Source organism: Ruegeria sp. H8 (assembly GCF_056532905.1).
Window position 1 is genome coordinate 475,201 of the sequence record NZ_JBQFNY010000001.1, and the last position, 22,528, is coordinate 497,728.

Consider the following 22,528-nt stretch of genomic DNA (forward strand, 5'->3'; position numbering starts at 1 on the left):
AGCTGCCCGCTCAAGGGGGCTTGTCGGCGAAAAGTTGCGACTCTTCGGGGTTTTAGCCCTGTAGGATGCGGGCAACCTGAGGCGAGAAATAGGTCAGAACACCGTCGCACCCGGCGCGCTTGAAGGCCAGCAGGCTTTCCAGCATCGCCTTTTCTCCGTCGATCCAGCCATTCTGGGCGGCCGCCTGGATCATCGCGTATTCTCCTGAAACCTGGTAGGCATAGGTGGGCGCACCAAAGCAGTCTTTCACACGACGGCAGATATCCAGATAGGGCATTCCGGGTTTGATCATCACCATGTCCGCGCCTTCGGTCAGATCGCGTTCGATCAGGCGCAGGGCTTCGTTCGAGTTGGCCGGGTCCATCTGATAGGTTTTCTTGTCACCGGTCAGCGCGCCCGAGGCGCCGACGGCGTCGCGGAAGGGCCCATAAAAAGCGCTGGCGTATTTCGCGGCATAGCTGAGGATCATCACGTTGTGATGCCCGGCACCTTCCAATGCGCGGCGCATTTCCCCGATCCGGCCGTCCATCATGTCCGACGGTCCGATGATGTCGGCACCGGCATCGGCCTGGGCAAGGGTCATCTTGACCAACGCTTCGATGGTCTGATCATTCACGATCTCTCCGTCGACGACATAGCCGTCATGACCATTGATATTGTACGGGTCCAGCGCCACGTCCGTCATCACCGCAATGTCGGGGGCTGCCGCCTTGATCGCCCGAATGGCCCGGTTCGACAGGTTGTCGGGGTTCCAGGCCTCGGCGCAATCCTCGGTCTTGAGCGCGGAATCCGTGTAGGGAAAGATGCATATCGCCGGGATTCCAAGCGCTTGTGCTTCGACGGCCGCTTTTGCAATCAGATCCACCGACCGGCGAACCACGCCCGGCATCGAGGGAACAGGTTCTTCAACCCCTTCGCCGTCGCGGACGAAAACGGGCCAGATCAGGTCGTCCGTGGTCAAGGTGTTCTCGCGCACAAGTCCGCGGATTGCCCGGGATTGACGGGTACGCCGAAAGCGGGTCATGGGATAGGGGGCAATGGTCGGTTTCATGGCGCGTTCTCCTTGAACATTCGTGCATTGGGTGGCATGAATTCACAAAGGTCTCAAGGGTATCAATGGACGCGGCAGCGTGGCCAATCCTCCCTGAGTGGTTTGAATAAAGGGTTGGGTTTGGACTGGTACTCTTCGATCTTTGAAGTCATCGACATGCGCAGCTTTTCGAATCTCTGGTTCTGGATCGTGCTGGCGGTTGTCTGGTCTTCGGCGAGTCACTGGGTAATGGGCATTCCCTACGATCTGGTGGTGCGTGCCCGACGCATTGGCGGGCAGGTCGAGATCGACCTACTGGACATCGTTCGCATACACACCAACCGGATCCTGTTGATCGTCGACATGTCAGGCACCATCCTGTTGGCATTTGGGTGTTTTCTGTTCACAGGGCTGGCCACGCTTGGGTTCTATTACGGCGTCGAATTCGCGCAGGCCGTGTTCCTTCTTCTGTTTCCACTGACGCTTGTTCTGGTGGTGAACATCGTGCACGCGCGACGATTGCGGCGGCAGGAACTGACGCTCGAGTCCGTTTCGAAAACCATTGCGCGCTGCCGGCTCTATACCCAGATCATAGGCATGATCTCGATACTGGTCACTTCGTTCTGGGGCATGTATCAGAACATCTCGATTGGCGTTCTGGGATAGCAAAATCTGAAAGGCGAGGCGATGAAGGCTCCGAACCACGTGACAGTTGGCGGCGCCCCCGAAGGGTTTGACGCGCAGCTTGTGCTGAACGAAATCGCCCGCAGCAACGGGCCGGTGGCCCATGTCGCACGTGACGACAAGCGGATGGAGGCGATGCGCGCGGCACTGGCCTTCTTTGCCCCCGACATGCCGGTCTTCGTGTTTCCGGGCTGGGATTGTCTGCCTTATGACCGGGTTTCACCCAATGCCGACATTTCAGCGGCCCGCGTTGCCACGCTGGCGGCTCTGGTTCACCAGATGCCGCAGAAATTCGTGTTGTTGACGACATTGAATGCGGCAACCCAACGCGTCCCGGCGCGAGACGTGCTGCGCGAAGCTGCGTTCACCGCCCGTGTCGATCAGCGCATAGATGAGGCCGCGCTACGCAACTTCCTGGTGCGCATGGGCTTCACGCAAAGCCCCACCGTGATGGAGCCAGGCGATTACGCCATTCGCGGCGGTATCATCGATATCTTCCCGCCGGGTGAATCGGGCCCCGTCCGTCTGGACCTGTTCGGAGACGTACTGGACGGCGCGCGCCGTTTTGATCCCGTGTCTCAGCGCACGACCGAAAAGCTGGACGTGGTTGAACTTGCGCCGGTGTCCGAGGTCATTCTGGATGATGCGGCCATCACGCGGTTCCGCCAGAACTACCGGATCGAATTCGGCGCCGCGGGCACGGATGATCCGCTCTACGAAGCGGTAAGTGCCGGTCGCAAGCATCAGGGTATCGAACATTGGCTGCCGTTCTTCCACGACAAGCTTGAAACACTGTTTGATTATCTGCCGGATGCCACGATCACCGTAGATGATCAGGTGACACCGGCCAGACTGGCCCGATGGGAGACGATTGCCGATCAATATGAAACTCGGCGTCTGGCGCTGGAAAACCGATCCCGCATGGATACGGTCTATAAACCCACACCTCCGGGGTTGCTGTATCTGGATGATGCGGCGTGGGAGGCGGCTGTCGCGGATCGGCGCGTCATGCAGTTCAGCCCCTTGCCACAGGCCTCGGGCCCGGGTGTCATCGATGCCGGCGGGCGGATAGGGCGCAACTTTGCTCCGGAACGTCAGCAGGAAAGCATCAGCCTGTTCGGTGCTTTGGCCAGCCACATCAGCGCCAAGCTTGACAAAGGTCCGGTGCTGATCGCGTCCTATTCAGAAGGTGCGCGCGAACGTCTGACTGGCCTGATCGAGGATGAAGGTCTGGCCGAGGCGATTCCCATTGCCAATGGAACGCGCATCGGAAAGCGCGGCCTGCACCTTGCCGTCTGGGCGCTGGAACACGGTTTTGAGACCCCCGACCTGACGGTGATCGCCGAACAGGATGTTCTGGGCGACAGGCTGATCCGCCAACCCAAAAAACGCCGCAAGGCCGAGAATTTCCTGACCGAGACCCAATCCCTCAGCCCCGGTGATCTGGTGGTGCATGTGGATCACGGTATTGGTCGATACATGGGGATGGAGGTCGTCACGGCCGCCGGTGCCGCCCATGAATGCCTGCTGCTGGAATATGCCGAGCAGGCAAAGTTGTACCTACCGGTCGAAAACATCGAACTGCTGTCGAAATACGGCCATGACGAAGGGCTTTTGGATCGACTTGGCGGCGGCGCTTGGCAGGCCAAGAAGGCCAAGCTGAAAGAGCGCATTCGCGAGATGGCGGACAAGCTGATCCGCATCGCGGCGGAACGTGCTCTGCGTAAAGCTCCCGTGATGGACCCACCGCCGCACGCGTGGGAGGAGTTCAGCGCGCGTTTCCCCTATCAGGAAACCGATGACCAGTTGCGCGCCATCTCGGATGTGATGGAAGACATGCATTCTGGTGCCCCCATGGATCGCCTGATCTGCGGCGATGTCGGTTTTGGCAAGACCGAGGTGGCGATGCGCGCCGCCTTTGTCGCCGCCATGTCCGGCGTGCAGGTTGCGGTCGTGGCACCGACAACACTGCTTGCCCGACAGCATGCGGCAAGCTTCAGGGAACGGTTTCGCGGCTTCCCTCTGGAAGTGCGGCAATTGTCGCGCTTCGTCTCGGCCAAAGAGGCGCAGCAGACACGTGAGGGGCTGGCCAAGGGCACGGTCGATATCGTGATCGGGACCCATGCGCTGTTGGCCAAGAACATACGGTTTCACAATCTGGGTCTACTGGTCATCGACGAAGAACAACATTTCGGCGTGGGACACAAGGAACGGCTGAAGCAACTGCGCAGTGACATCCATGTTCTTACCCTGACCGCAACCCCGATTCCGCGAACCTTGCAATTGTCGCTGACTGGGGTGCGCGATCTGTCGATCATCGGCACACCGCCCATCGACCGCTTGGCGATCAGAACCTATGTCAGCGAATTCGACGCGGTCACGATTCGAGAGGCGCTGCTGCGCGAACACTATCGCGGCGGGCAAAGTTTCTACGTGGTTCCGCGCATCTCGGACCTGCCCGAGATCGAGGAGTTCCTGAAAAACCAGCTGCCGGAACTGACCTATGTGGTTGCACATGGCCAGATGGCGGCGGGTGAACTCGATGATCGAATGAACGCGTTTTATGACGGTAAGTATGATGTGCTGCTGGCGACGACAATTGTGGAAAGCGGTTTGGACATTCCAACAGCGAACACGATGGTCGTGCACCGCGCCGATATGTTCGGTCTTGCGCAGCTCTACCAGATCCGGGGCCGGGTGGGGCGATCCAAAACCCGTGCCTATGCCTATCTGACCACCAAGCCACGGCAGAAACTGACGGCTACGGCCGAGAAACGCCTGCGGGTTCTGGGCTCGCTGGATACGCTGGGCGCCGGGTTCACTCTGGCCAGCCAGGACCTCGACATTCGGGGCGCTGGCAATCTGCTGGGCGAAGAACAGTCTGGCCAGATGCGCGATGTGGGCTACGAGCTTTATCAATCCATGCTGGAAGAAGCGATTGCCAAGATCAAGGCCGGCGAGATGGAGGGGCTGTCAGATGCTGACGACCAATGGGCCCCACAGATCAATTTGGGCGTGCCGGTTCTGATTCCCGATGATTACGTACCCGATCTGGATGTTCGTCTCGGCCTCTACCGCCGCTTGTCGTCGCTGTCGACCAAGGTCGAGCTGGAGGGCTTTGCCGCGGAGTTGATCGACCGTTTCGGTAAATTGCCGAAAGAGGTGAATACCCTGATGCTGGTCGTGCGCATCAAGGCCATGTGCAAAAGGGCGGGCATCGCCAAGCTGGACGGAGGCCCGAAAGGCGCGACGATCCAGTTCCACAACGACAAGTTCGCATCCCCTCAGGGATTGGTTGAATTCATTCAGAACCAGCGCGGCATGGCCAAGGTCAAGGATAACAAGATCGTCGTGCGCCGGGATTGGAAGAAAGACAGCGACAAGATCAAAGGGGCCTTTGCGATTGCCCGCGACCTTGCTGAAAAAGTGGTCGCGGAAAAGAAGAAGACCAAGGCTGGTTGATAGGCAGGATGGGGCTCTGCCCCCTCTGCGCGTTCCGCGCATCTCCCCCGGGATATTTGCGGCCAGATGAAGTCACGGATCCCAGCTTCATCTGGCTGAAAATATCCCCGCCGGAGGCATCGCGCGGCAGCGCGATCCCGCCTATACACGCATTGCAGCCTGCGCGCAGAAGCAAGACGCTGCAACCGCCCGATCAGCGCGGGCCAAAGCCAAGTCGAGGCGTTGTTTGACCTGTCGGATTTCAACATCTTCCCCGCGGGCTTTGAGACAATCGTACAGCCCCTTCAGGCTCCAGACGTTGTCGGGATGGATCGACGCGCGGCTGAGCGAGCCGCCAAGGCCAAGATCTTCGCGATAGACGGCTTCTGCTTCTGCTGCATGACCTTGTTCGAACAGCAATGCGCCAAGCGCGTGGCGGGTGGGCTGCATCCAGCCCCAGGGCTCGTCATAGGGCAGGGTGTCGTCCAGTTCGACCGAGCGGCGCAGATGGGCAAAGGCGATCTCGAAATTGCCCTTTCGGTACTCGATCTCACCGCGCAGCATCTCCCCCGCGATTTCCAGCAGGTCGATCGCGCGATTGTTGTGCAACCGGCGTGTTGCCGGAACGCATTCCCTGGCTGCCAGAAACAGGTTCTCTTCCGCTTCGGCATGGACGACGTCACCGGTTGCGGCATGTGCGATGGCGCGGGCGTAGTGGGTCGTCGCCGTCAGGGTGCGGTAGAGATCCGGATCGGAGGGCAGCTCCAGCGCCTTTGCCTCTTCCCAGCGGCCAAAGCGGATCAGGATGTGCGGCCCCATGGACATGTAGCTTTCGAAGTAATCCGCCATGGGGGGGCTTTCGATGCGCAGCATCTCCTCTGGCGTTGTATCCCACAAACCCTGATTGGCGCGCAGGGCAGGTTCGATCTGACCCAGAAACAGCGCGCCGTAGATGGCGAAGTGATAATTGTGTTGGCGGTAGCCGGTGTAGATATTGAACGCGCCTTCGCGTTCGTAATATTTCAGATCCGCATCCGAGGCTTTTTCGTTCCACTGCACCACGTTGTGATAATGGCCGCACAGCACATCAATATGTGTCGGCATATGCACGAGGTGCCCCGCATCGGGCACCAATGTGCGCAGGACATCACCGGCTTTCAGAGCTTTTTCCGGCGTGGGCGACATCTCCATCAGGTGAACATAAAGATGCAGCAGGCCGGGATGTGACATGGCGGCCGGATCGTTGGCCATGGCCCATTCCAACGCCTCCTGCGCTTCAAGCGTTGCAGCGCCTTCGGCCGGTTGGCCTGTTTGCAGGTCCCACATTTTCCAGGGTGTCAGGTTCAAAAGCGCCTCGACGTAGATCGTGCGCAGGTCCGCGTGATCGGGGTGCGCGGCGAAGGCTGCGCGCATCGCTTCGGCAAAATCGTGATCCCACCGGTGCATGTCCTCTGCCGGGTCTCGCTGCGGATAGCGCGCAAGGAGGGCTTGGATCAGAGCTTGCTCGACGGGCGTACAGCCGTCTGCCAATCGAAGGGCGTTTTGCATGGCATCATAGGCCAGCGCCAGCGCCTTGCGGCGACCCCGCTCGTCCTGCAAGTCCCATGGCAGGTTGTAATTCGGTCCCGCCGCGTAGGCGACGCCCCAATATGCCATGGCGCATTGGGGGTCATGTTCGACTGCGCGCTGGAAACAAACCACGGCTTCTTCGTGATTGTACCCATAGGTCCAGTTCAGGCCGCGGTCGAACCATAGCTGAGCCTCGGGAACGGAGGTCGTAACCGGACAGGAATAGCTGCCCAGATCATAGTATTCACGCATCAGAAGCCCTCCGCTTGGTTCAGGTCGAGGGTAGCGTGTTTCTCACGAGTCGCACAGATCAGGCTGGCAGACGCTCTTCAACGCGGCCCATATGCAGCATAAGCCCGAAGGCCAGAATGCACATGCTCAGGATGCCGAGGGTCAAAGGCGTGATCGAACCGTCGAACAACAGCCCGATCGGTGCGGCGATGGCAGCGGCCAGCACCGTCGAAATCGATCCGATGACCGAGGCTGCCATTCCGGCAATATGCCCCATCGGCTCCATCGCGATGGCGTTCAGGTTGCCCAGCGTCACGCCGGCCATGAAAAACACCATGGTTTGCCAGAACACGAACAGCGCGAATGAGGCGTCCGGCGAAAGATGCGCGGCGTTCAGGGTCATGACAAAGGTGGTAATCAGGATTTGCCCCCCCAGCGCCCATGTCACCATCCGGCGCATGCCCACACGCACCACTAGTGCCGCGTTCAGCAAACTGGCCGATCCGGACATCAGCGCCACGAACCCGAACCAGAACGGAAAGCTTTCGGCGCGGTCATGGATAACGTCATAAACCGGCTGAACCATTGTCAACATGGTGAACAGCACCCCCATGCACAGGGTCTGAACCATGATCGAAAGGCGCACGGTCGGATGCGAGAACATTTCCTTCGTGGCCGAGAACATCAACGGAATGCGAAAGGGACGACGGTTTTCACGGGCCAGAGATTCCGGCAACCGAAGGCCCATCCAGGAAATGATGACCAACGCAAACAGCATGAAAGACACAAAGATCCCGCGCCATCCGAACAAAGCGATCACACCGGCGCCCAGCATCGGTGCCGCCGCGGGTACCAACGTGAAAATCATCATCGCGATTGAGATGATCCGCGCCATCTCGCGGCCCGAATACAAGTCGCGGATGATCGCCATGGCCACCACGCGCGGACCTGCGGCGCCCAGGCCCTGAACCACACGTGCAATCAAGACCAGTTCCAGTGAGGAACTGGCCCATGCGACAGCAGACGCCGCAATGTACAAAGCCGCGCCGCCGTAAATGACGGGCTTGCGTCCCAGCGCATCCGAAAGCGGGCCGGTGAAAAACGTGCCGATCCCCATGCCCAACACAAATGACGTCAGGATCAGTTGGGCACGGTTGACGTCATCGGCGCTGAGCTGCGCGCCGATCTCGGGCAGCGCAGGCAGCATAGAATCGATCGAAAAGGCGATGGTGGCGAACATCATTGCAATCAGTGCAATGAATTCTGCCTTCGACATGCGATTGGCCATGAAGACCTCCTAACCCGTTCGCGCTATCACGGCGGGTCGGCATAGGCCAGACTGGAAATTTGCACAGACCTCTGTGCTATTCTGCAGGGGAAGCCTCAAGTTGAGACATGATTTCAGCGATCACTTTCTCCCACATTTCAGGAGGTTGGGCGCCGGGAACTGCATGTTGGTTCGCAACAATGAAGGTCGGGACCGAGCTCACGCCCATTTTGCGGGAATGGGCATCGCGGCTGCGGATATCCTCGCGGTCGGCGTCTGATTTCAGCAGCTTCATGACCACGGCGGCGTCCATTCCGGCGCTGTCCGCGATGTCGGCCAGCACCTCGTGGTCGCCGATGTCGCGACCCTGCACGAAATAGGCATCGAACAGCGCATCGACGACGGCATTCTGCTTGCCTTCGATGCCAGCCCAATGGATCAGGCGATGCGCATCCAGCGTGTTGGGGGTGCGCTTCATGGCCTCGAAGTTGATGTTCAGACCGGCCTTTTCGGCGTGTTCCACAACCGGCGCATAGGCGCGAACCGCGCCGTCCTTGCCGCCGAACTTGCGCTCGAGATATTCGCGCCGATCCATTCCCGCATCCGGCATGTCAGGATTCAACTGGAACGGATGCCATTCAATGACAAAGGGGTGGTCGGGTACGTTGGCCAGCGCCTTGTCCAGTTGAGTCTTGCCGATATAGCACCACGGGCAGATCGGATCGGACAGGATGTCGAGCTTGACGGTCTGGGTCATTTTGTTGGTGCCTCGAAATAAGCCGGCAACGCCCGGCGCAGGAGTTTGCCGTTTCCACCGGTCGGCAGGGCGGGCAGATGGATGAAGGCGCGTGGTTGTTTGTAACGCGCCAGGTGGGCTTCGACATAGGTGCGCAAGGCCGCATCGTCCAGCTTTTCCGGGCCCGTATAGAAGGCCGCTATCACAAATGTGTCCGGTTTGACCTCGACCGCGGCGGCGCTTACCTGCGTGATGCCCGGAAAGCGGGACAGGGCGGCTTCGACCTCGACTGGGGACACGCGATAGCCACCCGCGTTCATCATATCGTCGTCGCGGCCCAGATAGCTGATCTGGCCATCCACGGCCATGGCGCCCTGATCGCCGGTCAGAAACCACTCTCCCTGCATCCGCGTTTCAACCTCATCGGGTGCGTTGAGATAGGTCAGCATCAAACCGGGGTCAGAGCGGTGAATGGCGATGGTGCCTTCTTGCCCCTTCGGCACCGGACCGTCCGGACCAAGGATCGCCACGCGACGCCCCGGTTGCGGTTGCCCCAATGAGTCGCCGCGCGCAGGGTGATCCGGGCTGGAGGAAATGAAGGTAGAGCATTCGGACATGCCGTAGGCTTCGAACAACTCGGTGCCGGTGGCCTTTCGCCATTGTTCGTGCAGCGCGCGCGACAGTTTCTCACCCGCGCACAAGCCGTGGCGCAGGTCTGGCAGCCCAATCCGATCGCACCCTTGCACCATCTTGCGATAGACCCCGGGGGCCGCTGCAAAGATCGTTGCGCCATTCTGGCGCAGCAGGGCAGGCAGGGCCGTGATTTCGGTGCCGGGCGCGGGGATCAGGGCAGTTGCGCCCTTGATCCATGGATCCATCAGGCCGGTGCCCAGCGTATAGGTCCAGTTGAAGGCTCCGGCGTGGCACAGCCGGTCGGTCTCGCGAAGACCATACCAGCCATCGACCATCATCTGCCGCGCCCAGATTGCCCGGTGGGCATGGGCCACGGCACGAGGCTTGCCCGAGGTTCCAGAGGTATAGACGACATAGGCCATACGTTCCGGATCGCCCATGTCCAATTCTGCCGTGGGCAGGCATCGCATCGCTTTCAGCGCGTCCAGCCCGATCTGCTTGGAATGCGAGGCGCAGGCAACGCTCGGATCACGCAGAATCACCGCCGGAGAAAGCTCGTCGATCATCCTGGCGGTTTCGGGTTCCGTCAGTTGTGACGATGTCGGCACCGGTACGATGCCCACGGCAATTGCCCCCAGATAAGCAATCGGGAAATCCACCGTGTTTCCCAGCCGCATCAGCGCGATATCACCGGGTTTCAAACCGGCCCGCAGCAAACCCGTGCCTGTGCCCAGCACAGCAGCTTTCAGATCGCGATAGGTCCAGTCCTGCGCGCCATTCGGGCGCAATATTGACAAAGCCACTTTGTCCGGCGCGTGATCGGCGCGGCCCAGAACATGGGCCGCCAGATTGAATGGCGTGGGGCAGGGTGTGGGCGACCCCTGATCGAAGATTGACAACATGGCCTCTGGCTATCGCGCCGCCTGCCGCGTTGCAAGCATGGCTGGCCGGGCCTATAGAAGGGTCATGAGCACTCAAGATCCCAAATCTCTGATCCGAATTGCCCGCGATTCTGGCGACCATACCGAAGTTGAGCCGCTGGACCTTGGCGCACGTGTGCGAGAGCTGCGCAAAGCGCGGGAATGGACATTGGAACAGGCCGCCAGTCAGGCCGGATTGGCACGCTCGACCCTCAGCAAGATTGAAAACGGGCAGATGTCGCCGACTTACGACGCGCTCAAGAAGCTTGCGACCGGGCTGGAGATTTCTGTTCCGCAACTGTTTACGCCGCCCCAGCGCGATCAGGTGATCGGACGCATGGCGATCACCCGTGTGGGCGACGGCACGGCTCATGCCACCACAACCTATGAGCATGAGCTTCTGGCCGAAACCCTGACCAAGAAACAGATGCTGCCCTATCGTGCGCGGGTCCGCGCAAGATCAATGGATGAATTTGACGGCTGGGTGCGCCATGACGGCGAAGAATTCATGTATGTGCTGACCGGTGTCGTCAAGCTTTACACCGAGTTTTACGAGCCGGTTGAGATGCGCAGAGGGGACAGCGCGTATTACGATGGCAGCATGGGCCACAACGTGATTTCCGTCAGTGACGAAGACGCGACGATCCTTTGGGTTACATCACTTGCCTAAAGCGGTTCTGCTGAATTCCCGGTTGAGCCCTTCGGTGAACAGGAAATCTTCGACCTCTTCATGCGCCTCATTTATCGTAAGTTGGTGACGTTCGGCCAAATAGGCTTCAAACCCTTTTCGATCCTTCAACACGCGCATCATGTCCTTGTCACGCAGGTTCGGAAAACGCCGCTTTGCGCGTTCGCATGCCGCATTCCAGTCGTTTGTAAGATCGGTCCAGTTCATCATCAATGAGCTTCCCTTAGCAACGATTAGGACTGCTCTCCCCCGCTTCAGAGTACGGATAGGGTGCCGTAACGTAAGACATGACAAAATGTCGCAGCGCTGGACCTCGCCTTCTTGAGGGGAAAAGTGCCCGCTGCGAAGTTTCCGCAACGGGCCTGCGGGCCTACATTTGGTGTGAGTGGTGGCGGGCCCGATTGTTCTGTAATCCGCAGCGCCAGATTGTCCCGGCAGGCAGAGAGGCGGGGTCATCGCCAGCTTGTTATTAAGCCTAAATGCGCAATATATATGCATATTTTCCAGACAAGTAAAACTGTTTGTGGGTGTTTCTTTCCGGATCGCTTGCATGTGACGATGTTGGACGCTGATTACGATGCTTCCAATGCGGACACACGATATCTTGTGCGGGACCCCTATGTGCTGAATTTTGCCGATTGGCGGAAGTTTCCCGAACGCAGACCGCCTTGAACAGGTGAGACTTCGAGCTTCGGTCGCCGGGAAACCCCGATCGGAAAGACCAGCCGATTTCACAAGTGCATCGGCTGGTCTTGGGTTTGCGCCTTTTACCGGGCGTCGTACCACCAGACTTCGGGCATGTACTGCGGACCGTCGCCATAGATAGGCAGGGTTTCCGGGTGCTTAAGCTCTTTGACATGCGCGATGCGCCCGATGTCAAAGCTCCAGATCGGGATGACATAGCGGCCTGCCGTCAATACCCGGTCCAGCGCGCGGGTGGCCGCGGTAAAGTCCTCGCGGGTTTTTGAGGCCAGCATCGCATCGATCATGGCATCAACTGCGGGCGAAGATACGCCCATCAGGTTGCGAGTGCCGGGCGCATCGGCAGTTTCGCTGCCCCAATAAAGACGCTGCTCATTGCCGGGAGACAGGGAAAGCGCTCGGCGGAACGTCGTGACGTCAAAGTCTAGTTCAGACGTGCGCCCGACATATTGGGCATTGTCGACCTGTTCCGTCGTGACCCGGATGCCAAGACGTTCCAGCGCGCGGGAATAGATCTCGACCACGGTTGCCATCTCGCTGTCACCCTGTTGAAGCAGGAAAGTCATCTGAAAGGGATCGCCATTTGCATTGCGCAGCACGCCATCCTGAACGGTCCAGCCTGACTCGGCCAATAGTCCGGCGGCCTTGCGGAGGTTTGCCCGGTTCCGGGCCGATCCGTCGCCTTTCGGCAGTTCATACCCTTCCAGCGTGCCGGGCAACAGGATGTCAGCGAAAGGAAGCAACTGGTCTTTTACCTGCCCCTGGGCCGGGCCGGGCTGCATCGCAAGGTCGGACCCCGAGAAATAAGACGTAATCCTTGGTTGCGCACCACCGGTTACCGTGTCGTTGATGAACTCGAAGTTGAACGCAAGCATCAGCGCTTCGCGCACGCGCCAGTCGTCGAACGGAGCCTTTCTTGTGTTCATCACGAACCCGGTCATTCCCGAAGGTTTTCCATGCGGAATTTCGGTCTTGATGACATCGCCGCGCTGCACGGCGGGAAAGTTGTATTGCGTGTCCCATTTGTCGGCGTTGAATTCACGCACGGCTGACAGCTCTCCGGCCTTGAAAGCTTCGAACAAGACGCTGCCGTCGCCGTAGAATTCGATCCGCAGCTCATCAAGGTTCATGGTGCCGCGGCGAAACGGGAGGTCGTTCCCCCAATAGTCCGGATTGCGTCGCAGATTCACAAAGCGTCCCGCTTCGTAGCTTTCGATCACATAGGGGCCGGTTCCAATCGGTACATCATGAAGTTGCGCATCCGCGAAATCCTTGCCCTCCCATTGCGCCTTTTTCAGGATTGGGCGCATCCCGGCCAGCAGCGCAAGCTCTCGGTCGGGTTCATTGAACGTGATCCGCACCGAACGCGGGCCGGTTTGTTCGATACTGTCGATCTTGCCCCAAAGACCGCGATAGCGCAGATGCCCCTGAGTGCCCAACGTTTCGTAAGACCAGATAACATCATCGATCGTGACCGGACTGCCGTCGGAAAACCGCGCCTCCTCCCGCAGGGTGAATTCGACCCAAGACCGGTCTGGATCGGTCTCAACTGATTCGGCTAACAGCCCGTAAAGTGTGAAAGGTTCGTCCCATGACCGCCCCATCAGGCTTTCATGGGTCCAGAAAGGCAATTGCCATGGCGAGGTGCCTTTTTGCAAAAACGGGTTCAGGCTGTTAAAACCGCCCGTGTTTCCGAATACGGCTTTGCCGCCTTTGGGTGCATTCGGGTTGGCGTATGGGAGTGACACAAAATCCGGTGGTAGGGCCGGGTCCCCATACATAGCTATGCCATGAGACGATTCTGCATGGGCGACAGAGATCACGAAAATGGTGGCGATTCCCGCCACAAGTGATCGAAACGGACGGAGAAAATCCGGGCTCATTTTGGAAACAATCCTGCTCTGGCCTTATTTTGTTGGTATTCACCGTAGTGATGATTTTTCTTATTATCAAACTTTTAGCTTGGACCAAGGCGCAGAATTGCTTATAAAGGTTGCACTGCTCGATAGGTTTCTTGCCTGTATGAAACCTGCCTCAATAACTTAACGCCCGCTTCGTGCGGGCGTTTTTTTTGCCTGTGGAAGTCTCAGGCCGGTATTCCAATCCCATATGTTTCCCCGTTTTCTTTGCAGGTGCAGCATGGCATGGTGCGCCTGATCAACGCTTGAGGGAGAATGGACATGAGCCTGTCCGGCAAAACTGCAATCATCACGGGATCAAATTCGGGCATCGGCCTGGGCGTCGCACGCGAGCTGGCCAAGGCCGGTGCCGATGTGGTTCTGAATTCCTTTACCGATCGCGATGAAGATCACGCGCTTGCCGCGCAGATTGCGAAAGAGACCGGAACCAATGCGCGCTACATCAAGGCCGACATGTCCAAGGGCGAGGAATGCCGATCCTTGATCGAACAGGCGGGGTCTTGTGACATTCTGGTGAACAATGCCGGGATTCAGCATGTCTCACCGATCGACAAATTCCCGGTTGAAAAATGGGATGCGATTATCGCAATCAACATGAACTCGGCCTTTCACACCACGGCGGCCGCCTTGCCGATGATGCGCAAGGCAGGTTGGGGGCGCGTGGTGAACATCGCCTCGGCCCACGGTCTGACGGCATCCCCTTTCAAGGCGGCATATGTTGCGGCCAAGCACGGTGTGGTTGGAATGACCAAGACCGTAGCGCTGGAAACAGCGCAGGAGCCGATCACCTGCAACGCCATCTGCCCGGGATATGTGCTGACGCCGCTGGTCGAGTCCCAGATTCCCGACACGATGAAAGAATACAACATGAGCCGTGAAGACGTTGTAAAGAACGTTCTTTTGGAACGGCAACCGTCCAAGGAGTTTGCCACGGTCGAGCAACTGGGTGGAACGACTATCTTCCTGTGTTCGGACGCGGCAGCTCAGATCACCGGAACCACAATTTCCGTCGATGGTGGCTGGACCGCGCTTTGAGGATTTGCGGGGGCGCTGCCCCCACACCCCCAGAGTATTTTGGAAAAGATGAAGGGGCTGCGGTATGAAGCGGATCAATCTGGCTTTGCAGGGGGGTGGGGCGCATGGCGCGTTCACCTGGGGTGTGCTTGACCGGCTGCTGGACGAGGACGACATCGAGGTCGCTGCAATTACCGGAACTTCCGCAGGGGCGCTGAACGGTGCGGCCTACAAATCTGGTATGGTTCATTGCGGGCGCGAAGGCGCGCGGGCACGCCTGGACGGGTTGTGGAAGCGTATGGGCGCTATTGGCGACATGCGCTTTGCCAACTGGTTTCGCGGCCTTGAACCGGCGGCCATTGCGCAGGCGATGGAATACTCGGTGCCGTTTTCGATTGGGGATGCCTGGTCGCGGATGGTGTCGCCCTATGCGTACGGGCCGTTCTACAGCAACCCTTTGAAGCCGGTGGTGGACAGGTTCAATTTCGACGAGGTGTGCGCAGATGAAGGCCCGCGCCTGTTTGTGTGTGCCACTTGCGTACGCAGCGGCAAGATCCGCGTCTTTACCGGCGACGAGATCAGCACGGATGCCATCTTGGCCTCGGCCTGTTTGCCGACCCTGTTCAAGGCGGTTGAGATTTTCGACCCGAAGTCAAACCGGACCGAAGCCTATTGGGACGGAGGGTATACCGGCAATCCGGCGCTCTATCCGCTGTTCAACGATGATTTGCCGGATGACGTGGTGATCGTGAACATCAATCCGCTGGAGCGCGACGAGGTTCCGATCACGCCGCAACAAATCCAGAACCGGATCAACGAGATCAGCTTCAACTCATCCCTGTTTCGCGAGTTGCGGGCGATCAGCTTTGTCCAGCGGTTGTTGAAAGAAGGCAAGCTGACGGCCGGAGAGATGAGCCGCGTGCTGGTTCACATGATTGCAGATAACGAGTTGATGAACAGCCTGTCTGTTGCCACCAAGACCGTGCCCAATCCGGTCATTCTGCACAAGTTGAAACAGGCCGGACGGAACGCCGCAGATGGTTTTCTTGACAACCACAAGAAGGATTTGGGCCAGACCAGCACAATTGATCTGCCTGCGATGTTCAGCTGATCACTCGGGCGGCTGTGTCGGATCTTTTCCATTCGGGTATACAAGCCCCGCCGAAATCACCAGTTTGGCGGCGTCTTCGATGCTCATGTCCAGCAGGATCACGTCTTCTGCGGGGAAGAACAGCAGAAACCCCGATGTCGGGTTGGGTGTCGTGGGTACGAAGACGCTCAGCAGCTCGCCACCGGTTTCGGCGCGTTGGCTGACCTCACCCTTGGCGCTGGTCGAGACAAAGCCGATGGCCCAGATCCCGCGACGCGGGTACTGGATCAGGCAGGCTTTTTCAAAAGAACGCTCGGTCTGGGCAAACACCGTTTCCGAAATTTGCTTGATCCCGGAATAGACTGAGCGCACGACGGGCATCCGGTCAACAACGCTTTCGGCGAAGTGGATCAGGGAACGGCCCAGAATGCCCTTGGCGATCCAGCCGACCAGAACGGTGAAGATCAGGAAGATCACCACACCCACACCGCGCAGGTTGATGCCCACGTATTGTTCGGGCTGGAACTGTTGGGGCACCAGCGGCAGGACCGCGCTGTCTATCCAGCCGACCACCGACCAGATCAGCCAGACCGTCAACCAGACAGGCGCAATGACCACGATGCCCGTCAGAAAGGACGCGCGCAGCCGTGAAAGCATGCCCGGGCGGCGGTGAGGCTCTTCGTCGAAGGGTGTATTCATTGCGGTTCCGAATGGTTTCCGGATTTAGGTAGTCAATCCACGGTCTTGGTACAATAGGTTAACGTCACCTCTGTTTGACGAGCGCTTGCGCGATCTTGGCCGCCAAACGCGCATTGTTTCGAACAAGGGCGATGTTGGCGACCAATGACCGGCCTTCGGTCTTTTCAAAGATACGTTGCAGCAGATAGGGGGTCACGGCTTTGCCGGTGATGCGATGGGCATCTGCATCTGACTGGGCTTCGGCGATGATGGGGGCCAATTCCTCGGCCGGGATTTGATCGGCGGCTGGAATCGGGTTCGCCACCAACTGCCCGCCGGGCAGACCCAGCGCGCGGCGGGTCGTGTGGGCTTTGGCGATGGCATCGGCACTGTCCATGCGCAGGGGCGCGTTTAAGGGCGACTTTGCCGACCAGAACGCAGGAAACTCGTCCTGGCCATGTGCGATCACAGGCACGCCCAGGGTTTCCAGAACCTCAAGCGTTTTGGCGAGGTCCAGGATGGCCTTCGCCCCGGCTGCGACGACGGTCACGGGCGTATGCCCAAGCTCGTGCAGATCGGCAGAGATGTCGAAGGTGGTCTCGGCCCCCTGATGCACGCCGCCGATACCGCCGGTGGCAAAAACCTCGATCCCGGCATAGTGCGCGGCGATCATCGTGGCGGCAACGGTGGTGGCCCCGGTGCCACCGGTCGAGATGCACGCCGCCATGTCCGCGCGCGAGATCTTGGCAACGCCTTGGGCCTGACCCAGCCATTGCAGCTGATCCTGCTCTAGCCCGACATGCAAACTGCCTTCGATCACGGCCATGGTTGCAGGAACCGCACCCGCATCGCGGATGTCCTGTTCGACCTGTGCCGCGACTTCGATGTTCTGCGGATAGGGCATCCCATGGGTGATGATGGTGCTTTCCAGCGCGACGATGGGCAGGCCCGCGTCTTTGGCGGTGCGGACCTCGGCAGAGTATTGGATGTCGATCACAGTGGGGTTTCTCCGGAAACGTAGGTTGCAGCGGCGTGCAGGGCGCGGGTCAGAGCCTCGTCACTGGATGCACCGCCGGATTCTGAGGCGATATGGGCCGCCATGAAGGTATCCCCGGCACCGGTCACGCGGGTGACCAGAACGGCAGGGGGTGTTTGCGTCAGAACTTCTGCCGCGCTGCCGATGGTTGCCGAATTGCCGCCATCGGTGACCAGCACACGCAGCGCGCCGCGATCCAGAAGGCCTTTGGCCGCGGATTCGGAATCGGTGAACTCGCGCTGACACAGAATACCGGCCTCTTCGAGGTTCACGTACAGCGTGGCGCGGGCATGTTTCAGGAACGGTAGCAGTCGTTCGGCCTTGCCCGGCGATGCCGGGGCCACGCGCAGATCCGCACGCGCAAAAGCTGGGCTTTGGGCAATTTCTTCCAGCAGGTCCAGTGTCAGATTGCCATCCAGCGCGATCGGGCCCTCAAATGGTGCGTTCTCATGGCCCAAAGGCCCGTGCATCAAAGGGTGCAGTATCTTTGCGCCTGCGGCCTCCAGCGAATGCGCGTCGGCAATCGCCGCGATCAACCCGTTCGCCCCTTCGACGGCCATATAGCGGTCAGTCGGCAAATCCTGCGACCGATAGATGTGATCCGTCACCATGCCGAGGCGCGAACAGGCATGGACAAGCTCGTCGCCTTCGGGATCGCGGCCAATGGCTGTCAGCAGGGTGGGTGTCATGCCGAACCGAACCAGTGTCATGGCAATGTTCATCGCAACGCCGCCGGGCAGGCGGGTGATCCGGCCCGGCACGTCCGAGCCCTGTCGCATGGCGCTGGCCGATCGGCCGATCACGTCCCACAGGACCGAGCCGATGCACAGGATATTGGTGTTCTGAGTCATAGGGGACGTCATGCCGCAGCAGTGTTGCCCGTGCAAGCCGGAACGTCATCGCAACAAGAGATTCCCGACCGGCCCGGGCCGATATCGCCTTTGGGCTTGCGATCCGTGGCCTTCGCGGGAACAATCAATAGCAATGATTGTTGATTATATTTTCCTGTTGGAGCGTTTCGTATGAATGGCCCTGTCTTCCGTGCCATCCTCCGAGCCCTCAATACCTGCGCCCTGAGTTTTGTCGTTCTTCTGACCTTGCATCCCGGATCCGCAAAGGCGCAAACTGCCCCGTCGACGGTCATTGATTTCTGGGTCAAGGATGACACTCTGTTTCTTGAGGTGAAACTGAACGCCGAGGCCATGCTGGTCGGTGCCGATCCGACACAACCCGACGCTTATTCCGGCAATTCACAGTACCGATCTCTGCGGCGCATGGTGTCGTCGGAACTGGAGCCGCAGATCAGAAATTTCGTTCAGGTCTGGAAGCAGAACCTTGTGGTCGAAGCGTCTGAACGGCTGGACCTGTCTTATGAAGGTGTGCGCATTCCCGTGGTGGGCGATGTGGAAAAAGTGCGAGTTTCCAAATTGTTGTTGACCGCTCATTTGTCGGATCAGGCATCGAACCTGCGCCTGACCTGGCCACTGCATGGCGGGTCGGTCGTGCTTCGCCAGCAAAAGGTTGTGGCCCCGTATACAGGCTTTTTGGCGGCCGGAGAAATCAGCCCGTTGATCCCGTTGCGGGGCGGTGCGTCGTTGACGACCGAGCAGACATTGCAGACGTATTTCGCACAGGGGATCAGCCGGTTTGTTCAAAGCCCCTTCAAGCCAACCATCGTTGTTCTGACACTCGTGATGCTGACGCTGAGCCTGCGGCCTGTGATGTCTCAGGTGGCGTTTTTGGCAGCAGGGGTTTTTGTCGGGCTCGGGTTGGACATGTACGGCGTGCTGGACCTGCCGGACAGCTTGCAGGATCAGGCCCTGGTGGCTTCGATCATCATTCTGGCGCTATGGAACCTGGTGGCGCGGCACTTGCAGGTCTGGCGCCTGCTGGCCGTGCTTGCCGCAGGCTGTGTTTACGGATTGGCACTGGCTTCGGATTTGGCAAGGATCGGGGTGCCGCCCGATCATCTGGCCCCGGCCGTTTTGGGGTTTGGCGTCGGAAATCTGCTGCCTGTCGTCTTTGTGGCTGTTCTGGCCTTTGCCTGCGCGCTCTTGGTTGCAGGCGGGTCACACAGAAAACGAGGCCGGATTTCGGTTCTGGCCTCGATGCTGATCGCCGGGGTCGGCGTGTATTGGATGGCCGAACCCTGGTTGCTGGCTTAAGGCATTGCCGCCCGCAGCCTGTTCAGCGCACCCAACGGGTCGTCATCGCCCCAGATCTCGTCCCCGATGCCGAAGAAATCGGTGCAGGGGGCCAGATCACCGATCAGTTCGGGCGTCAGGCCGCCTTCGGCCACGACCGGGACTTCGATCATCTCGGACCACCATTGGAACAGATCCTTTTCGGCGCGGGTTCCGTCGCCCAACGTGGCGGTGCCTACGGGGCCGAAGGCCACATAATCCGCGCCATGTTCGCCCGCCGTCATGCCATCATGGCTGGACGCGCCGCAGAAGCTTCCGACGATCGCGTCCGCACCCAGCTCCTTGCGCGCGGCACGGACCGAACGTGCGCCGTCATCCAGGTGCACCCCGTCCAGCCCCAGACGTTGCGCCAGCAGCACGTGGTTCGAGATAACGATGGCCACGTCGCGGGCGTGGGCCACCTCGCGGCAGGCATCAGCAGCACGGGCGATGCTGTCTTCGTCGTTGCCAGCCAGCGCCAGACGGATGCAGGCGATCTCGGCCCCGTCCAGAACCGATGCCAGTTTGGCGGGGAACGTGCTCAGCTCGATGGTCGGAGGCGTGATCAGGTAAATCTGCGGCTGCTCGGGGGTGTCCATGGGCGCGTCCTTCGGCTTTTGGTCTTTGGCGCGGTTTAGCGGATTGCGGCGGGGAAGCAAACTTTTATGGCCGAGACCATGCAAATTCCAGCCCCAGCGCCTTGCCCTGCAAGAGCCTGCCGATTACAGCAGGCCAAGTTTTCATAAGGTGAACCATGCCCAGCGACAAATCCCAGCCTTCCTTCGTGCTTGTTCGCCCGCAGATGGGTGAGAATATAGGTGCCGCGGCCCGGGCGATGTGGAACTTTGGACTGGACCGGATGCGCATCGTGGCGCCCCGCGACGGCTGGCCAAACCCCAAGGCGGTGGCCATGTCCAGCGGTGCGGGCCGGTTGCTGGACGAAGCGCAGCTGTTTGACGATCTGGCCGGATCGCTGGCCGACAGCACCTTTGTCTTCGCCACCACTGCACGGCAACGCGGGTTGACCAAACCCGTCTACAGCCCCGAGCGTGCCATGCAGATCGCCGCCGAAAAGGTCGCGGCGGGTGAAAAGGTTGCGGTTCTGTTCGGCCCCGAACGCGCAGGGTTGGAGAACGAAGACATCGCCAAGGCAAACGCAATCATCTCGGTGCCCGTGAACCCGGAATACGCGTCGCTGAACCTGGGCCAATGCGTTTTGCTGACCGCTTACGAGTGGATGCGCCAGACCGGCGACGTGGTTCATGAATCCACCGATCTGGGCAAGGGGGACTGGGCCACGGGGATCGAGGTCGAGAAACTGGTCGAACACTACGAGGACCGGCTGGAAGAGGCCGGGTTCTTCTATCCTCCCGAAAAGGCCGAGGGTATGAAGATCAACCTGCGCAACCTGTGGTCGCGGATGCGGATGACGCGGGCCGACGTGCAGATGCTGCACGGGATCATGCGGCAGATGGTCCGCTGGAAAGACAAAGGCTGAGGCTGGACCTATCTTCCACCAAGCCCTAGCTTGCGACGAAATCAGGACATGAGGACAGCATGAGCGGTAAGCGCAGCATCTTCGAAGAGGTCTCGGACACCGAAAAACAACAGGCCGTTCAACCCGGTATGATCGACCGAGGGCGTGGCGGTGCGCGCAAGGCAATCCGTGCCTGGCTGATGATCCTGTTCGCTTTGGTCGTGGTGATGATCGCTGTCGGCGGTCTGACGCGGCTGACTGACAGCGGGCTGTCGATTACTGAATGGCGCCCAATCACCGGAGCCGTTCCACCGTTGAGCGAGGCAGACTGGCAGGCCGAGTTCGACAAGTACAAGCAGATTGACCAGTGGCGCATTCAGAACCAGTGGATGCAGCTGAGCGACTTCAAAACCATCTATTGGTGGGAATGGGGGCATCGCCAACTGGGCCGCGTGATAGGGCTGGTCTGGGCCATCGGTTTCCTGGGCTTCCTCGTGGCCCGCAAGATCCCCACGGGTTGGACCGGCAAGCTGCTGATCCCCGGCCTTCTGGGCGGTGTGCAGGGTGCTGTCGGCTGGTGGATGGTCGCATCGGGTGTGACGCAGGGCGAGGGGATGACCGCCGTCGCCAGCTATCGCCTGGCCACCCATCTGGGGCTGGCATTCGTAATTCTCGGGTTCCTCGCCTGGTATATTTTCGAGCTTGGCCGGGAAGAACGTGACCTGATGCAGGCGCGTCGCATGAAGGAAGCGAAACTGTTCTCGTTGTCCACCGGCCTGATGCATTTCGCCTTTTTGCAAATACTCATTGGTGCGCTTGTCGCCGGGATCGACGCTGGTCGGTCTTATACCGACTGGCCGCTGATCGGCGGGCAGCTGCTGCCGCCGGACGCCACCGCGTTGGAGCCGATGTGGCGCAACTTCTTCGAAAGCCCGGGGCTTGTGCAGTTTATTCACCGCTGCGCAGGTTACCTGTTGTTCATCTTTGCTATTGTCGTCTGGCGCCGCGGCAGCGCCAGCGCGCATCCTCAGACGCGCTTCGCCTTCAACGCGGCTTTCGCGGCCCTGTCGTTGCAAGTTGTCGTCGGCATTGTGACCGTCGTCTACGGAGCACCGTGGCAGATCGCCATCTTCCACCAGTTCATGGCCGTCGTCGTCTGGACCCTGATCCTGCGCGCGCGGTTCCTGACTGCTTATCCAATCGCAACATCTGTGCGCGGAGTAAAATAAC

At 59.6% G+C, this 22,528-nt stretch carries 19 protein-coding genes; 8 read left to right on the forward strand and 11 right to left on the reverse strand.

Going from position 1 to position 22,528, the window contains the following annotated elements:
- Nucleotides 1-52 precede the first annotated feature (52 nt).
- Nucleotides 53-1,051 (reverse strand): porphobilinogen synthase, encoded by a 999-nt coding sequence (gene hemB / locus ACR0A2_RS02300; protein ID WP_480833916.1) that lies wholly within the window; start codon nt 1,049-1,051, stop codon nt 53-55.
- A gap of 120 nt (nt 1,052-1,171) precedes the next feature.
- On the opposite strand from hemB, the gene ACR0A2_RS02305 reads away from it, so the two are divergent.
- Nucleotides 1,172-1,696 carry a component of SufBCD complex gene (locus ACR0A2_RS02305; RefSeq protein WP_152458141.1) on the forward strand — a complete coding sequence of 175 codons (525 nt, stop codon included), beginning with the start codon at nt 1,172-1,174 and terminating at the stop codon, nt 1,694-1,696.
- Nucleotides 1,697-1,717: 21 nt separating this feature from the next.
- Nucleotides 1,718-5,176, forward strand: a complete 3,459-nt coding sequence (mfd, locus tag ACR0A2_RS02310; protein WP_480833917.1) for a transcription-repair coupling factor — start codon at nt 1,718-1,720, stop codon at nt 5,174-5,176.
- Between the two features lie 141 nt (nt 5,177-5,317).
- Here mfd and ACR0A2_RS02315 read toward each other — a convergent pair whose 3' ends face one another.
- The 4 genes from ACR0A2_RS02315 to ACR0A2_RS02330 form a co-directional block, all read right to left on the reverse strand.
- Nucleotides 5,318-6,976 carry a tetratricopeptide repeat protein gene (locus ACR0A2_RS02315; protein ID WP_480833919.1) on the reverse strand — a complete coding sequence of 553 codons (1,659 nt, stop codon included), beginning with the start codon at nt 6,974-6,976 and terminating at the stop codon, nt 5,318-5,320.
- Nucleotides 6,977-7,034: 58 nt separating this feature from the next.
- Nucleotides 7,035-8,243 carry a multidrug effflux MFS transporter gene (locus ACR0A2_RS02320; RefSeq protein WP_480833920.1) on the reverse strand — a complete coding sequence of 403 codons (1,209 nt, stop codon included), beginning with the start codon at nt 8,241-8,243 and terminating at the stop codon, nt 7,035-7,037.
- A 76-nt stretch (nt 8,244-8,319) separates the two neighbouring features.
- Nucleotides 8,320-8,979, reverse strand: a complete 660-nt coding sequence (locus ACR0A2_RS02325) for a DsbA family oxidoreductase (protein WP_152458137.1) — start codon at nt 8,977-8,979, stop codon at nt 8,320-8,322.
- Entirely contained in the window at nt 8,976-10,493 is a 1,518-nt protein-coding gene (locus ACR0A2_RS02330; RefSeq protein WP_480833921.1) for a class I adenylate-forming enzyme family protein, read from the reverse strand. The genes ACR0A2_RS02325 and ACR0A2_RS02330 overlap by 4 nt, the downstream gene beginning before the upstream one ends.
- A 64-nt stretch (nt 10,494-10,557) precedes the next feature.
- Here ACR0A2_RS02330 and ACR0A2_RS02335 point away from each other — a divergent pair, with 64 nt between their 5' ends.
- Entirely contained in the window at nt 10,558-11,181 is a 624-nt protein-coding gene (locus ACR0A2_RS02335) for a helix-turn-helix domain-containing protein (protein WP_171167898.1), read from the forward strand.
- On the opposite strand, the gene ACR0A2_RS02340 is transcribed toward ACR0A2_RS02335, so the two are convergent.
- Nucleotides 11,170-11,409, reverse strand: a complete 240-nt coding sequence (locus ACR0A2_RS02340; RefSeq protein ID WP_171167900.1) for a hypothetical protein — start codon at nt 11,407-11,409, stop codon at nt 11,170-11,172. The genes ACR0A2_RS02335 and ACR0A2_RS02340 overlap by 12 nt on opposite strands.
- Before the next feature lie 557 nt (nt 11,410-11,966).
- Entirely contained in the window at nt 11,967-13,784 is a 1,818-nt protein-coding gene (locus tag ACR0A2_RS02345) for an extracellular solute-binding protein (protein ID WP_480833922.1), read from the reverse strand.
- Between the two features lie 297 nt (nt 13,785-14,081).
- On the opposite strand from ACR0A2_RS02345, the gene ACR0A2_RS02350 reads away from it, so the two are divergent.
- Both ACR0A2_RS02350 and ACR0A2_RS02355 read left to right on the forward strand, forming a co-directional pair.
- Entirely contained in the window at nt 14,082-14,855 is a 774-nt protein-coding gene (locus tag ACR0A2_RS02350) for a 3-hydroxybutyrate dehydrogenase (RefSeq protein ID WP_152458132.1), read from the forward strand.
- 64 nt (nt 14,856-14,919) lie between these two features.
- Nucleotides 14,920-15,945, forward strand: coding sequence for a patatin-like phospholipase family protein (locus tag ACR0A2_RS02355; protein WP_480833923.1), 1,026 nt, complete (start codon nt 14,920-14,922; stop codon nt 15,943-15,945).
- Here ACR0A2_RS02355 and ACR0A2_RS02360 read toward each other — a convergent pair whose 3' ends face one another.
- From ACR0A2_RS02360 to ACR0A2_RS02370, 3 genes are all read right to left on the reverse strand, one after another.
- A complete protein-coding gene (locus tag ACR0A2_RS02360) occupies nt 15,946-16,623 on the reverse strand; it encodes a DUF502 domain-containing protein (RefSeq protein WP_152458130.1) in 678 nt (225 codons plus the stop codon). It abuts the gene before it with no gap.
- 64 nt (nt 16,624-16,687) lie between these two features.
- Nucleotides 16,688-17,599, reverse strand: coding sequence for a pseudouridine-5'-phosphate glycosidase (locus ACR0A2_RS02365; RefSeq protein ID WP_480833925.1), 912 nt, complete (start codon nt 17,597-17,599; stop codon nt 16,688-16,690).
- A complete protein-coding gene (locus ACR0A2_RS02370) occupies nt 17,596-18,489 on the reverse strand; it encodes a PfkB family carbohydrate kinase (RefSeq protein WP_480833926.1) in 894 nt (297 codons plus the stop codon). Before ACR0A2_RS02370 ends, ACR0A2_RS02365 begins: the two co-directional genes overlap by 4 nt.
- Before the next feature lie 171 nt (nt 18,490-18,660).
- Between ACR0A2_RS02370 and ACR0A2_RS02375 the strand changes: the two genes are divergently transcribed.
- Entirely contained in the window at nt 18,661-19,803 is a 1,143-nt protein-coding gene (locus tag ACR0A2_RS02375; RefSeq protein ID WP_480833927.1) for a HupE/UreJ family protein, read from the forward strand.
- Here ACR0A2_RS02375 and ACR0A2_RS02380 read toward each other — a convergent pair.
- On the reverse strand, nt 19,800-20,420 hold the full coding sequence (locus ACR0A2_RS02380) for a thiamine phosphate synthase (protein ID WP_480833928.1): 621 nt from the start codon (nt 20,418-20,420) through the stop codon (nt 19,800-19,802). The genes ACR0A2_RS02375 and ACR0A2_RS02380 overlap by 4 nt on opposite strands.
- A 155-nt stretch (nt 20,421-20,575) precedes the next feature.
- Here ACR0A2_RS02380 and ACR0A2_RS02385 point away from each other — a divergent pair, with 155 nt between their 5' ends.
- Both ACR0A2_RS02385 and ctaA read left to right on the forward strand, forming a co-directional pair.
- Nucleotides 20,576-21,319, forward strand: a complete 744-nt coding sequence (locus ACR0A2_RS02385) for an RNA methyltransferase (protein ID WP_170344120.1) — start codon at nt 20,576-20,578, stop codon at nt 21,317-21,319.
- Between the two features lie 59 nt (nt 21,320-21,378).
- Nucleotides 21,379-22,527, forward strand: a complete 1,149-nt coding sequence (gene ctaA / locus ACR0A2_RS02390; RefSeq protein ID WP_171115694.1) for a heme A synthase — start codon at nt 21,379-21,381, stop codon at nt 22,525-22,527.
- Nucleotide 22,528 lies beyond the last annotated feature (1 nt).

Bases quoted from the DNA above. Each gene is read 5' to 3' on its own strand.
- hemB (WP_480833916.1), bottom strand. From the start codon at position 1,051: ATGAAACCGACCATTGCCCCCTATCCCATGACCCGCTTTCGGCGTACC.
- mfd (WP_480833917.1), top strand. From the start codon at position 1,718: ATGAAGGCTCCGAACCACGTGACAGTTGGCGGCGCCCCCGAAGGGTTT.
- ACR0A2_RS02315 (WP_480833919.1), bottom strand. From the start codon at position 6,976: ATGCGTGAATACTATGATCTGGGCAGCTATTCCTGTCCGGTTACGACC.
- ACR0A2_RS02320 (WP_480833920.1), bottom strand. From the start codon at position 8,243: ATGGCCAATCGCATGTCGAAGGCAGAATTCATTGCACTGATTGCAATG.
- ACR0A2_RS02325 (WP_152458137.1), bottom strand. From the start codon at position 8,979: ATGACCCAGACCGTCAAGCTCGACATCCTGTCCGATCCGATCTGCCCG.
- ACR0A2_RS02330 (WP_480833921.1), bottom strand. From the start codon at position 10,493: ATGTTGTCAATCTTCGATCAGGGGTCGCCCACACCCTGCCCCACGCCA.
- ACR0A2_RS02335 (WP_171167898.1), top strand. From the start codon at position 10,558: ATGAGCACTCAAGATCCCAAATCTCTGATCCGAATTGCCCGCGATTCT.
- ACR0A2_RS02340 (WP_171167900.1), bottom strand. From the start codon at position 11,409: ATGATGAACTGGACCGATCTTACAAACGACTGGAATGCGGCATGCGAA.
- ACR0A2_RS02345 (WP_480833922.1), bottom strand. From the start codon at position 13,784: ATGAGCCCGGATTTTCTCCGTCCGTTTCGATCACTTGTGGCGGGAATC.
- ACR0A2_RS02350 (WP_152458132.1), top strand. From the start codon at position 14,082: ATGAGCCTGTCCGGCAAAACTGCAATCATCACGGGATCAAATTCGGGC.
- ACR0A2_RS02355 (WP_480833923.1), top strand. From the start codon at position 14,920: ATGAAGCGGATCAATCTGGCTTTGCAGGGGGGTGGGGCGCATGGCGCG.
- ACR0A2_RS02360 (WP_152458130.1), bottom strand. From the start codon at position 16,623: ATGAATACACCCTTCGACGAAGAGCCTCACCGCCGCCCGGGCATGCTT.
- ACR0A2_RS02370 (WP_480833926.1), bottom strand. From the start codon at position 18,489: ATGACTCAGAACACCAATATCCTGTGCATCGGCTCGGTCCTGTGGGAC.
- ACR0A2_RS02375 (WP_480833927.1), top strand. From the start codon at position 18,661: ATGAATGGCCCTGTCTTCCGTGCCATCCTCCGAGCCCTCAATACCTGC.
- ACR0A2_RS02380 (WP_480833928.1), bottom strand. From the start codon at position 20,420: ATGGACACCCCCGAGCAGCCGCAGATTTACCTGATCACGCCTCCGACC.
- ACR0A2_RS02385 (WP_170344120.1), top strand. From the start codon at position 20,576: ATGCCCAGCGACAAATCCCAGCCTTCCTTCGTGCTTGTTCGCCCGCAG.
- ctaA (WP_171115694.1), top strand. From the start codon at position 21,379: ATGAGCGGTAAGCGCAGCATCTTCGAAGAGGTCTCGGACACCGAAAAA.